Origin of the sequence: Acutalibacter sp. JLR.KK004 (genome assembly GCF_036941085.1) — a bacterium.
Taxonomy (GTDB): Bacteria; Bacillota; Clostridia; order Oscillospirales; family Acutalibacteraceae; genus Acutalibacter.
Genome location: NZ_JAYMNQ010000002.1, coordinates 550486 through 562465 on the forward strand (window position 1 = coordinate 550486; position 11980 = coordinate 562465).

General features: G+C 55.7%; 16 protein-coding genes. 10 read left to right on the forward strand and 6 right to left on the reverse strand.

Annotation, left to right across the window (positions count from 1 at the left end; translation table 11 throughout):
- Window positions 1–41 precede the first annotated feature (41 nt).
- Genes VSQ30_RS17035 through VSQ30_RS17045 form a run of 3 tightly spaced genes read right to left on the reverse strand, consistent with a single transcriptional unit; the run spans window position 42 to window position 1210 of the window.
- Window positions 42–335 carry a helix-turn-helix domain-containing protein gene (locus VSQ30_RS17035; protein ID WP_334465778.1) on the reverse strand — a complete coding sequence of 98 codons (294 nt, stop codon included), beginning with the start codon at window positions 333–335 and terminating at the stop codon, window positions 42–44.
- A gap of 58 nt (window positions 336–393) precedes the next feature.
- Window positions 394–855 (reverse strand): transposase, encoded by a 462-nt coding sequence (locus VSQ30_RS17040; RefSeq protein WP_334465780.1) that lies wholly within the window; start codon window positions 853–855, stop codon window positions 394–396.
- Window positions 818–1210, reverse strand: coding sequence for a helix-turn-helix domain-containing protein (locus tag VSQ30_RS17045; RefSeq protein WP_334465781.1), 393 nt, complete (start codon window positions 1208–1210; stop codon window positions 818–820). The genes VSQ30_RS17040 and VSQ30_RS17045 overlap by 38 nt, the downstream gene beginning before the upstream one ends.
- Window positions 1211–1691: 481 nt before the next feature.
- On the opposite strand from VSQ30_RS17045, the gene VSQ30_RS17050 reads away from it, so the two are divergent.
- Genes VSQ30_RS17050 through VSQ30_RS17090 form a run of 9 tightly spaced genes read left to right on the forward strand, consistent with a single transcriptional unit; the run spans window position 1692 to window position 8754 of the window.
- On the forward strand, window positions 1692–2564 hold the full coding sequence (locus tag VSQ30_RS17050) for a MurR/RpiR family transcriptional regulator (RefSeq protein ID WP_334465782.1): 873 nt from the start codon (window positions 1692–1694) through the stop codon (window positions 2562–2564).
- Entirely contained in the window at window positions 2561–3808 is a 1248-nt protein-coding gene (locus tag VSQ30_RS17055) for a BaiN/RdsA family NAD(P)/FAD-dependent oxidoreductase (protein ID WP_334465783.1), read from the forward strand. The genes VSQ30_RS17050 and VSQ30_RS17055 overlap by 4 nt, the downstream gene beginning before the upstream one ends.
- A gap of 37 nt (window positions 3809–3845) precedes the next feature.
- Window positions 3846–4253: a hypothetical protein gene (locus VSQ30_RS17060; protein WP_334465784.1), complete on the forward strand. Its 408-nt coding sequence runs from the start codon at window positions 3846–3848 to the stop codon at window positions 4251–4253.
- Window positions 4250–4855 carry a GNAT family N-acetyltransferase gene (locus VSQ30_RS17065; protein ID WP_334465785.1) on the forward strand — a complete coding sequence of 202 codons (606 nt, stop codon included), beginning with the start codon at window positions 4250–4252 and terminating at the stop codon, window positions 4853–4855. Before VSQ30_RS17060 ends, VSQ30_RS17065 begins: the two co-directional genes overlap by 4 nt.
- On the forward strand, window positions 4837–5520 hold the full coding sequence (cmk, locus tag VSQ30_RS17070; protein ID WP_160642181.1) for a (d)CMP kinase: 684 nt from the start codon (window positions 4837–4839) through the stop codon (window positions 5518–5520). The genes VSQ30_RS17065 and cmk overlap by 19 nt, the downstream gene beginning before the upstream one ends.
- A 16-nt stretch (window positions 5521–5536) precedes the next feature.
- A complete protein-coding gene (locus VSQ30_RS17075) occupies window positions 5537–7042 on the forward strand; it encodes a UDP-glucose--hexose-1-phosphate uridylyltransferase (protein WP_334465786.1) in 1506 nt (501 codons plus the stop codon).
- 35 nt (window positions 7043–7077) lie between these two features.
- The gene (locus VSQ30_RS17080; protein WP_334465787.1) at window positions 7078–7731 is read left to right on the forward strand and encodes a ComF family protein; all 654 of its coding nucleotides are present in this window, start codon (window positions 7078–7080) and stop codon (window positions 7729–7731) included.
- A complete protein-coding gene (locus VSQ30_RS17085) occupies window positions 7718–8425 on the forward strand; it encodes a tRNA threonylcarbamoyladenosine dehydratase (protein ID WP_334465789.1) in 708 nt (235 codons plus the stop codon). The genes VSQ30_RS17080 and VSQ30_RS17085 overlap by 14 nt, the downstream gene beginning before the upstream one ends.
- Window positions 8426–8448: 23 nt before the next feature.
- Window positions 8449–8754, forward strand: coding sequence for a helix-turn-helix domain-containing protein (locus VSQ30_RS17090; protein WP_334465791.1), 306 nt, complete (start codon window positions 8449–8451; stop codon window positions 8752–8754).
- 211 nt (window positions 8755–8965) lie between these two features.
- On the opposite strand, the gene VSQ30_RS17095 is transcribed toward VSQ30_RS17090, so the two are convergent.
- From VSQ30_RS17095 to VSQ30_RS17105, 3 genes are read right to left on the reverse strand one after another with little or no spacing between them, the layout of a single operon-like run.
- Complete coding sequence (locus tag VSQ30_RS17095; protein ID WP_334465793.1) at window positions 8966–9784, reverse strand: HAD-IIA family hydrolase; 819 nt, start codon at window positions 9782–9784, stop codon at window positions 8966–8968.
- Between the two features lie 60 nt (window positions 9785–9844).
- A complete protein-coding gene (locus tag VSQ30_RS17100; RefSeq protein ID WP_334465794.1) occupies window positions 9845–10447 on the reverse strand; it encodes a hypothetical protein in 603 nt (200 codons plus the stop codon).
- A gap of 59 nt (window positions 10448–10506) precedes the next feature.
- Complete coding sequence (locus VSQ30_RS17105; protein WP_334465796.1) at window positions 10507–10776, reverse strand: hypothetical protein; 270 nt, start codon at window positions 10774–10776, stop codon at window positions 10507–10509.
- 408 nt (window positions 10777–11184) lie between these two features.
- Between VSQ30_RS17105 and VSQ30_RS17110 the strand changes: the two genes are divergently transcribed.
- Entirely contained in the window at window positions 11185–11931 is a 747-nt protein-coding gene (locus VSQ30_RS17110; protein WP_334465797.1) for a glycyl-radical enzyme activating protein, read from the forward strand.
- Window positions 11932–11980: the final 49 nt, after the last annotated feature.

Genomic DNA, 11980 nt, shown 5'->3' on the forward strand with positions numbered 1-11980 from the left:
TCTCATTTTGTCAAGGGCTTTTTGCCGGTTTCTTTATCTTTTTACAAAATGCTTAACTTAATGGCATTGACCCACTTGATCCCTCGATAGATATTGCTTTCCGCTATCCCATAACTGGCCGCTATATGGGCATAGGTACGGTATTCCCACAGATATTCCAGGGTGGCCAGCAGCAGATCCTCTATGCTCAGCTTTGGCGTCCTCCCACGGCGCCGGTGCTTTTCCGCATATCCTTTTTGCAGAATTTCTACCATCTTGTCAAATGTTACTCGCTTTACCCCGGTAATTCTCCCAAATTTTGTGTTTGAATATTCCGCTAGCTTTTCGTATTTCATGCTTCTATTTTATCGCTCTATTTTTATTTTCGCAAGAGGTGTAATGAATCCTTTCTTGTTATAAATTTTCATATTTCCTATCCTCCAATTCTTTGTTTTCTTTTCGGGAAAAAAGGAATGAAGGTGCTTGATTCTTTCGGTGGAGTAGGCTCGACTGCAAAAGCGTTTGGACCTCTTTGACATGATGCGTGCGCATATTATCCATGATGACAATATCCCCTTCGTGCAGCGTGGGAATGAGCGTGTTTTTGAGATAGTCCAGAAATTTTTCACGGGTCGTTCCACCCCTGTAAATCGTATAAGCAGTCTCACCATTGCGTCTTACGGAGGAAAGAATCGTGGTATTGGCAGGTGTATTCAGGGGAGTCTTGTCTACTGACCGCTCCCCTCCAATGGCCCGCCCATAGCGGCGGCTCAAGTCTGTATTTACACCGCTTTCATCCAGGAATACCAGTTTGTCCGCTTCGCACTGCGTTATCATTTCACTCCAGGCCTCTCTCGCTGCCACAACATCGAACACGCTCCCGCTCTGCCGCGTAAAAGGACTTCTTTTTGTAAACATAACCCAGCCCTATCACGGCCTTTCGCACCGTTTCGTTGCTGACAGACAGTCCCTGTTTTTCGATGATCTCGTCGATCGTGATATCCGGCTGGGCTGTGATCAGCTGGTCAATATCCTGCAAATCTTCTTCTGTCAGTGCTGGTTTCCTTCCTCGCTGACTGGTTTGAAGTTCTACACTGCCAGTTTTCTTCATTTGTCCGCTTAAACGATACACTGTGCTTGTACTCACCTGGAAATACTTTGCCACTGTCTGCGCGTCGTGGGTCTTTTCGTATGCCTGCACCAGTAGTCTTCTCGCCTCGTTGTGTAACATTGCTATCACCTTCTGATATCATTCTACACCTAATGTCAATACACTGTTATTTTATTGGGGTGGTATAGTTATATTTTGTTGCGCAAAGGTTTTGGGGATTACTAGGTCTTGTTTGAAAAATCGAAAACGCTGTCTTTTTGCCCATAAGCGGCCATATTCTGCGTCAAAAATCCTCGCCAACCGGCAGGTTGGCTTGCGTTTTTTTCCTGGAATCTGACCACTTCTGAATCAAAAATTCGTCATTTCCTCTATTTTCAAACAAGCCCTAAGGGTTTTTCCTCAAAAAACCCCTTAAGCCGCCGGAGGCACCGGAAGCCGCCAGGGCGCACCAGCAGGCGTGTCTGGGCAAACAGGCTGGGCGGCTTGCAAAAAAATCCCGTAGGGAGGAGAATTTGGCGGAAATCCTCTTGCTTTTTGCAGGATAAAGCCTTAGAATGAAGCATGAAGAGGAAATTTTCTTTTTTGCAAAATGGGAGGGACTATGAACAGTCAGCTTTCTGAAAGGATCCGCAGCAAGAGTGCGGTTTTTTCCAAAGGCCAGCGGGCCATTGCTCGGTATATCCAGGAGCACCCGGACAAGGTGGCGTTTATGACGGCGTCCCGCTTGGGGGCCACAGTGGGGGTAAGCGAGTCCACTGTGGTGCGCTTTGCCACAGAAATAGGCTATGCCGGATACCCGGCCCTGCAGCAGGCCATGCAGGAGATGATACGCAGCAAGCTCACCAGCGTCCAACGCCTGGAAATGACCAGCCAGAACATAGGGCCTGACAAGCTTCTGGACGCGGTGCTGGAACAGGATATTGACATTTTAAAGCGCACCCGGGAGAATATTGACCGGGAAGCCTTTAACCGGGCCGCAGACGCCCTGGCAAAGGCCAGGAAAGTTTATGTGCTGGGGGCGGGCAGTTCCTTTGCCCTGGCTTCCTTCCTGGCCCACTATCTGCGGCTGATTTTCGACACAGTGCATCTGGTAGAGGCCACCAGCGAGGCCACTATTTTACAGCAGATTATCCGGGCCGGGGAGGGGGACGCGGTGATTGCCATCAGCTTCCCCCGGTATTCAAAAAAGGCGGCAAAAACCCTGCGCTATGCCTCTGACCGGCACATGGTCACTGTGGCTATTACGGACAGCCCCCTGTCCCCCTTAGCGGAACATGCTGCCCACCTGCTGCTGGCAAGGAGCGATATGGTTTCCTTCGTGGACTCCCTTGTAGGCCCCCAAAGCATTATCAACGCCCTGATTGTGGCAGTGGCCATCCGCAGGCACCAGGAGGTGGCGGATACGCTGCGGAGCATTGAATCTATTTGGGACGAGTATGGAGTTTATGAAAAGGTGGATGAGAAAAACACGTGAGCAAAGGCATAAAGGGAGAGTTTGACGCAATTGTGGTAGGCGGCGGGCCTGCGGGAATGATGGCCGCCGGGATGTGCGGCGGCCAGGGAAAGCGGGTGGCGCTGTTTGAAAAAAACAGGCAGGTGGGACGCAAGCTGCGCATTACCGGCAAGGGCCGCTGCAACGTGACAAATAACTGCGCCCCGGAGGAAGCCGCTGCCGCCGCTGTGCGGGGGGCAAAGTTTCTGCGGGGGGCCATGGCCCAGTTCGGCCCCCAGGATGTAATGGCTTTTTTTGAGGGCCTAGGCGTGCCCTTGAAAACAGAGCGGGGCCGCAGGGTGTTCCCCCAGTCGGACAGCGCCCACGACATTGCGGAGGCCCTGGCCCGCTTCTGCGAAAGCCAGGGGGTGCAGGTGCTCCAGGAGGAGGCTATAGGGCTGGCGCTGTCTGAGGGCCGCGCCGCAGGCGTGGAAACAGGGCAGGGCAGGCGGTATGCCTGCAACAGCCTGGTGCTGGCCTGCGGCGGCGCTTCCTATCCCGGCACAGGCTCTGACGGCACAGGCTATAAGCTGGCAGAAGCTGCCGGGCACACCATTATGCCCATAGGGCCTTCCCTGGTGCCTTTGGTGGAAAAAGGGCAGTGGTGCAGCCGCCTGATGGGCCTTTCCCTGCGAAACTGCGGCCTGCGGGTGACGGAAAAAGGGAAAAAGAAGCCGGTATATGAGGATTTTGGCGAGCTGCTGTTCACCCACTTCGGCCTTTCCGGGCCGACTGTCCTAAGCGCCTCTGCCTATATGCGGCCCATGGAGCCGGGGAAATATACGGTACACATCGACTTAAAGCCAGCCCTGGACGAGGCCCAGTTGGATGCCCGGCTGCTCCGGGAGCTGGAGGGGCAGAAAAACCGCATATACGCAAACGCTTTAGACAGCCTCCTGCCCCAAAAGCTTATTCCCGTTGTCATAGAGCGCAGCGGCATTGGGCCTGACACCCGCTGCCATTCTGTTACGAAAGAGCAGCGCCGGGGATTAGGCAGGCTTTTGAAGGATTTCACCCTGGAGATACAAGGTACCCGGCCCCTTGCCGAGGCCATTGTAACAGCGGGAGGCGTAAACCTTAAGGAGATCGATCCCCGCTCCATGGAGTCAAAGCTGTGCAGGGGGCTGTTTATTGCCGGGGAAATGCTGGACTGCGACGCCCCCACCGGGGGCTTCAACCTCCAGATAGCCTTTGCCACCGGGCGGCTGGCAGGGCTGCACGCTTAGGCGGGGGGCGCGGAAGAAACCCAAGGAGGGAGAACGTATGGAAAAAGGCATGCTGGGCAGGGAAGATATCCTGGAAATTTTAAAGGGCGCGCCCTTTCTGGGGGAGGATTGCTGGCTTGCCTCTGGGGCGGCGCTGGTGCTGTACGGCATAAAGGAGCAGACGCGGGATATCGACCTTGTCTGCACAACAGAACTGGCTGATCGCTTGGAGGCAAAGGGCGTGGCTTTCCGCCGCAGCCCCTTAGGGAATACTAGGATATTTGCCTACAGCGGGCAGATAGAGGTGCTGGAAAACTGGGAGACAGACGAAGTGATACAGGTTGAAGGCCTGCCGGCGGCAAGCCTTCTGAGCATCCGGAAACAGAAAGAAGCTTTGGGCCGGGAGAAAGACTGGGCAGACATCAGGCGGATAGATACTTTTCTGGAAGGGAGGAAGCGCACATGATACGCTTGGAAACAAAGCGGCTGGTTTTGCGGGATTACACCCCGGCTGACGGGGAAGCTTATTTCTTTTTAAAAACCCACAGCAGAACCATGTATTATCTGCAGGACATCATGGTTCACAGCCGGGAGGAAGCCTGTGAAGATTTTGCCCGGGTGCTGGCGGACGCGGCCTCTCCGGAGCGCAGGTTCTATTTCCTGCGGGTGGAGCTAAAGGACGGCGCCCAGATTGGCAGCGCGGGCTACACGGTGATAGCGCGCACGCCTGTGGGGAAAATATGCCATGCGGGATATTTTTACCTGCCGGAATTCTGGGGGCAGGGCTACGGCAGCGAGGCATTTGGGGCTGTGCTGGACTTCGCGTTCCAGAAGGACGGCGTTTACCGCATGAACACAGGGTGCCTGGCGGAGAACTGCGGATCAGAGCGCATTATGCAGAAATGCGGCATGATACAGGAGGCCTGCAGGCCCGATTGGGAGTGGCACGACGGGAAAATGAAGTCTCGGGTGGAATACCGCCTGCTGCGGGAGGAATATGAAGCCGGGCGGGATAAACAGGCATCGCGGAAGAAGGAGGGTTTCAGCCTATGTTTGCAGTTGCGATAGATGGCCCTGCCGGGGCTGGGAAGTCCAGTGTGGCGAAAGCGGCGGCAAAGGAGCTGGGCTTTGTTTATGTGGACACAGGGGCGCTGTACCGCACCATCGCCCTGCACCTGCTGGAAAAAGGCCAAAATCCCGGCGATTCAGCGGCGGCAGAGGCCGCCCTGCCGGGGCTGGACATCCGGCTGGCCTATGCCCCGGAGGGACAGAAGGTATTTTGTAACGGGGAGGACGTGACCGGGCGCATCCGCACGCCGGAGGTTTCCATGGGAGCCTCTGCTGTGGCGGCTGTCCCGGCGGTGCGGGTTTTTTTGCTGGGGCTGCAGCGCGGCCTTGCAAAAGAGCACAACGTGCTTATGGACGGCAGGGACATCGGCACTGTGGTGCTGCCCCATGCACCCCTGAAAGTATTCCTCACCGCTTCCCCAGAGGAGCGGGCCAGGCGGCGGGTACGGCAGATGGAGGAAGGCGGGCAGGCGGCAGACTTTGCGGCAATCCTCCAGGACATACGCCAGCGGGACTTTCAGGATTCCACCCGGGAAACGGCGCCCTTAAAGCCTGCGGCGGATTCTGTGCTGCTGGATACCAGCGGCATAAGCTTCCAGGAATCTGTAGAGAAGCTTGTCTCCCTAGTGCGGGCGCGCATGGGGCAGGAACAGGAAAACGGATAAAAGGAGGGTCAGCGTGATGGGGGCAGACATAAGCAGGGAAATCAGCAGGCTGATAGGGTATGGGCTTCAAAAGGGCCTGCTGCAAAAAGAGGATATGTTTTATTGCGCAAACAGGATACTGGCTTTGCTGGGGGCAGGGGAATTTGCCTTTTGCGAAGTGAAAGAGGAGCTGGAAAGCCCGGCAGAGCCTTTAAAGGCATTGTGTGATTGGGCGGCGGGGGAGGGGAAAATCCAGCCGGACACCCAGGACGGGCGGGACTTGTTCGATACGGAAATCATGGCCTGCCTCACCCCCCGGCCCTCGGAAATCATGAAAGAGTTTTACAGTCTTTATGAAAAAGACAAAAAGGCCGCCACAGACTACTATTACGGGCTGAGCCGGGCCACCAATTACATCCGCACCGACCGGGTGAAAAAGGATAAAAGCTGGCGCGCCCCCACCCCATATGGGGATATGGTCATCACCATCAACCTGTCGAAGCCGGAGAAGGATCCCAAGGCCATTGCGGCGGCGAAAAACGCCCCCCAGTCCGGCTATCCCAAGTGCGCCCTGTGCCGGGAGAACGAGGGCTATAGGGGCAGCCTCAACCAGGCCGCCCGGGGCAGCCACCGGCTTATCCCCCTGTCCCTGTGCGGGGAGGAGTGGTTTTTGCAGTATTCCCCCTATGTATACTACAACGAGCACTGCATTGTGTTCAGCGGGGAGCACCGCCCTATGAAAATCCATAAGGACACCTTCCGGCGGCTGTTGGGCTTTGTGGAGTTTCTGCCCCACTACTTTTTGGGATCCAATGCCGACCTGCCCATTGTAGGCGGCTCCATCCTGTCCCACGACCATTTCCAGGGGGGCAATTTCCAGTTCCCCATGGCAAAGGCTCCCTTGCGGGAAACAGTTTCCATCCCAGGATTTCCCCAGGTGGAGGCAGGCATTGTCCATTGGCCCATGTCCGTCCTGCGGCTGAAAGCAGGGGACAAGGAAGCGCTTGTGGAGCTGGCAGACAGGGTGCTGGCAAAGTGGCGTGGATATTCTGACGAAAGCGTGGGAATTCTGGCCTTTTCCGGGGACACCCCCCACAACACCATCACCCCCATTGCAAGGCGCAGGGGGGAAGCTTTCGAACTGGACTTAGTCCTGCGCAACAACCGCACCACAGAGGAGCACCCCCTGGGGCTGTTCCATCCCCACAGCCAGTACCATCACGTGAAGAAGGAGAATATCGGGCTGATCGAGGTGATGGGCCTTGCCATCCTGCCCCCCCGGCTGCTTCTGGAGACAGAATTATTAAAGGAAGCCTTGGAAAGCTCGGAAAAGGCGCCGGAAATACTGGCCCGGCCGGAAATGGAAAAGCACAGGGCCTGGTTTGAGGATCTGCGCAGCCAGGGCGCAGGCAGGGAGAATGCCCGGGAAGCAGTGGAGCACAGCGTGGGGGATATTTTCCAGAAGATTTTGGGCAACGCCGGGGTGTTTAAGGACACAGAGGAGGGCCATGAAGCCTTCCGCCGGTTCCTCACGGCCCTGTGAGGCAGGCTTTTCCCCCGTCCTTGGGAGAGCGGCTTTTGGCGCTGTTTTTCCCGGCCCGGTGCCTTTGCTGCGGCAGGGTGCTGCCGCCTAAGGGACTGCTGTGCAAGGACTGCGCGCCTTTGGCGGAAGCGCCGCCCCTGCGGCAGTTCCCCCTGGAAGGGGTCAGGAAAACCCTGACGGCTGCCGCGCCCCTCTACTACCGGGGCGGCTTCCGGGAAACCCTGCACCGATATAAGTTCCGAGGGGAGCGGGGGCTTGCCGGACAGCTAGGGAGGCTTATGGCAGGCAGGGCGCTGGAATTCCCCGTTTCCTTCGATGGGGTTTCCTTTGCGCCCCTTTCCAGGGAAAGGCGGAAGGAGCGGGGGTATGACCAAAGCAGGCTGCTGGCCAAAAGCCTGGCAAGGGCCTTGGGGCTGCCTTTGCTCCCCTTGCTGGAAAAAACTCAGGATACCCGCCGCCAGCACCAGTTGGGCCGGGCGCAGCGGCTGGAAAACGCCAAAGCGGGCGGATACCGGGCAAAGCCCCAGGCAGCGGGGAAAGCTTTGCTGCTGGTGGATGATATCGTCACCACAGGGTCCACTCTGTGCCAGTGCGCCCAGGCGCTTTATGCCGCTGGAGCCAGGGAGGTGTATGGCTTGTGCGCTGCCAGCGCCCAGAAAAAGGAGGGAGAATCCCATGGACAGGTTTAGCCGGGAAGAACAGCTTATAGGCCGGGAGGGCCTGGAAAAACTGGAACAGGCCCATGTGGCAGTGTTCGGGGCCGGAGGCGTGGGGGGCTATGTGATAGAGGCCCTGGCCCGGGCCGGAGTGGGGGCCTTGGATATCATCGACAACGATGACGTAAGCCTGACAAACTGCAACCGGCAGATACTGGCCCTGGAAAGCACCCTGGGAAAACCCAAGGCCCAGGCGGCAAAAGAGAGGGTGCTGGACATCAACCCCCAATGCCGGGCAGAGGCTATCCCCCTATTTTTTTCAGAGGATACAGCGGCGCAGTTTGACTTTTCCCAGTACAGCTATGTGTGCGACGCCATCGATACTGTGTCCGCCAAGGTAGCCCTCATCCGCTGCTGCAAGCAGGCGGGGGTGCCGGTCATCTCCTGCATGGGCGCGGGCAACAAGCTGGACGCTTCAGCCTTCCAGGTGGCGGATATGGAGAAAACCTCTGTGTGCCCCCTGGCCCGGGTAATGCGCCGGGAACTAAAAAAGCTGGGCATCCAAAAAGTAAAAGTGGTGTATTCCACAGAGCCGCCCCTTCCTTCCTTAGCCCCCTGTGAGGCAAAGGGCACAGCCGCCCGCCCTGCCCCTGGCAGTATCTCCTATGCCCCCGCTATGGCGGGGCTGCTGCTGGCGGCAGAGGTAATACGGGATTTGCTCAAATAAAAGAAAGCCTGGGGTGATTTATAATGCCCAAAGGGGTTCCAAATAAGAAATACACACCGGGATTCAAAAAACTGGTGGTGGAAACGATGCAAAAAGAAAAGCCCAGTTATTGGGAAACGGCAGAGAGATTTGGGATCCGCCATAAGCGGGTGCAAGACTGGGAACGGATTTATCTAACAGAAGGGCCGGAAGGGTTTGCTATTGGGCGTCGAGGCCACGGCGTCAGCCGGCCCAGGGTGAGTTTGAGGGGAATGCCGAACTCCGGCTGGTCAGGCAGAGGCATACCGTATGCAATGCCCCGAGCCTTGTCCCGAATACGGATCAGGTAATTCCAGTTTCATTTCTCCAGGTCAAAGAGCGCGTTCATGTGCCAGAGGTTCCAGCCGTGCTGCCTGACGTATTGTTCTGGGAGCTCCCCCATTTTCCGGATCATAGAAAGCGGCATTCCACTCAGAGTTTCGCCGCACTTTTTTGTCAACCCCTTGTTTGTAATAGGCGGATGGGACTGGCTCCAAAGAGCAGGGGAGACAAGGCTTCTGCTTACAGGCACTGGGCAAGCTGCCCTAAATCGGCAAACACAAAGTCAGGCTGCACTTCGCTTTGGGAGAGCATTTCCGGGGTGGTTTCCCCGCTCATCACCAGAATGGAGGAAACCGCTGTCCCTGCTGCCACAGCAATGTCTGTGTACAGCCTGTCGCCCACTACGGCCATTTCCTCTGGCTTGCAGCCTGTTTGGGAGAGCATATAGTCCAGGGTGTGGGGGGAGGGCTTTCCGAAAAACTCGCACTGCACCCCGGTGGAGGCCTTGATAAGCGCTGCCATAGAACCGCAGTCTGGGATAAAGCCCCCTTCCACTGGGCAGTTTAAATCTGGATTCACCCCATATATAGGTTTGCCTGCCCGCACCAAATCGCAGGCAATGCACAGCTTTTCATAGGTCAGCGTGGTGTCAAAGCCCAGCACCACATACTCTGCCTCCTTCTGCTGGGGAATGCCTGCCTGGGCAAAATCCTCCCGCAAAGCCGGCGTACCTACTACATAGCAGCTTTCCCCAGGGTGATGCTTTTGCAGCCAGCGGAGGATTACATCATTGGAAATGAGCATTTTTTCCGGGGGGATATGGATGCCCATGCTGGAAAGCTTTTGCAAATAGGCCTCCCGGTTTTTGGAGCTGTTGTTGGTGAAAAAGCAGAAATCCCCGCCTTTTTGCCGCACTCTTTCTAAAAAGCCTTTTGTAAAGGGGAAGAGCCTGTCTCCCAGATAGATGGTGCCGTCCATATCCAGCACAAACATTTTTATCTTGTGCAGCCTTGCGAGAGCGGCGGCGTCTGTAGTATACTGAGTGGAATTTTTTTCCATAGGTTTGTCTCCTGTGGGGGAGGCCCGCATGCTTTGAAGCCGGGCAGGTCCCTCCTGTTTTCATTGCAGGCGAAAGCAGGGCTGGATGGAAAACCTGCCAGCAAGCGCCTGTCTATGGATCATTTTATCATGGAAGCTTCTGTTTTTCAACCAGGAGGGAAGGAGGGGAGTGTCCAAGCGAACACTTAAAAGAAATCGAGAAGAGAAAAAAGGAGGTTCGGAGAGCGGGTAGAGAATCCGAAAGCGGGCCTTGGCCGCTCCGAACCGGTTGTAAGCACACACAAAAAGACGCAGAGCAGCCCTGAGGTTCTCCAGCTTTCTGGGAAAGCACCTGCTGCGCCGTGCCAGAGTGGGGATATAATGCCGCAGGTCAGCAGTGGCACCTTCCACGGTGAAGGTGTCACTTTTGTTATGGACATTGAAGATGTGCTTTCCAGGGAAGATCACGTCCAGATAGCCGCTAGACCCATCCGTGCAGTATCTCTTCGCTTCAAGGGCTGCGTCCACCATCCGCTGGATTGTTCGGGAAGATTTGTCCGTACTCACCATATGACCTACAATTTGTCGCGGCTCCCTGCTCACCATCGTCATGATATAGATGTTTTCCCGCGTTTCCGTGCGGGGCTTGCGTTCCAGAAACCAGTACAGCTCATCCAGCTCCACCGTCTCAGACGGGCAGGGAGTTTTGTGCTTTTCTACATCATTTTTCGCGCTCTTTTTATCTAATTTGCTACATTGGGCTTGTTCATTTCCAGTATTTTTCCCACGCTGCGGCCGCTGGCCCCACCGTAGTACATTTTGATCGCCAGTTTTCTGATATCTTCCGGATACGCGTGACGCTTCGGGTCTATCGTGTAATATATGCCGCACTCCTTACACTTGCAGCGCCTCGTCCCCGATCTGTTGTACCCGGCCTTGACCTGATTTTCTGTCTTTCCACATTTTGGGCATTTTTCCATGCCTCTTCTGTTCTCTTTCTCATATTTCCTCATTATTCATATTATCTTTATTTTGGGCACTCCCTACTCGCAACGCACATTACGATAATAAATATGTCCGCCAGCGTATATTTTATATAACTTGGATGCCGCTTGTATTCTATTTCTGACATCCTGGTATCCTGGCCCGGATTTCTTCCATTTTTATCACCCTGCATTATTATGCCACTTTTTATGAGACGGGCGTGAGTAAGGGGAGTGTCCCGCCCCTGGGCTGTGCAAAGTTTGCCAAAACCAGGCGCGGGTATCTCCTCTGCATAGGACATACATCACTTTGTTTCATTCGTAACTTTTTTGCTTTCAGATATTGCCTTTTTCCAAAAGCTGTGGTAAGCTGAAAAAAGAGAATACGGCCCAACAGGCAAAAAGCAGGAAGAAACAGCCTGTGGCAGGAGGAAACACATGGAAGCCAACATCTGCAACATACAAAAGTTCAGCCTGCACGATGGCCCAGGCATCCGCACCGTAGTCTTTTTCAAGGGATGCCCTTTGCGCTGCCGCTGGTGCGCCAATCCCGAAAGTCAGGAACGGGCGCTGGGGACAGGCCAGGATCTGGGTGGGCGGCGCGCCTGCCTAAAGGAGGTGCTGGAAGCCTGCCTGCAGGACAAGCCCTTCTATGAGGAAAGCGGCGGGGGCGTCACCCTGTCCGGCGGGGAAGCTTTATTGTGGCCTGATTTCGCCCTGGCCCTGCTGCAGGCCCTCCGACAGAAGGGCATCCATACGGCCCTGGAAACCACCGGCTTTGCAGATCCCAAGGCGTTCCAGTCCGTAGCAGGAGAGACAGACTATTTCCTTTACGACATGAAACATTGGGACAGCCCCCGGCACCGGGAGGGTACAGGGGTGGACAACCGCCTGATTCTGGAAAACCTCCGATGGGCCATTGCCGCCGGGAAAGAGGTGCTGCCCCGCATCCCCGTTATCCCTGGCTATAATGACAGCCTTTCTGATGCGGCTGGCTTCTGCCGCCGTCTGTTGGAAGCGGGGGCCAAAAGGGTACAGCTTCTGCCTTTCCATCAGTTGGGGGAGCAGAAATATGTCCTTCTGGGCCGGGACTATGCCTATAAGGACGTGCCTGCCCTGCACCCGGAGGAATTGGAAACATACCGGCAGGCTTTCCAGCAGCAGGGCATAGACGCATTTTTTTGAAAACCGCCCCAAACTTCTGCCCAAAAAGAAAAATATTTCAAAATCTTCC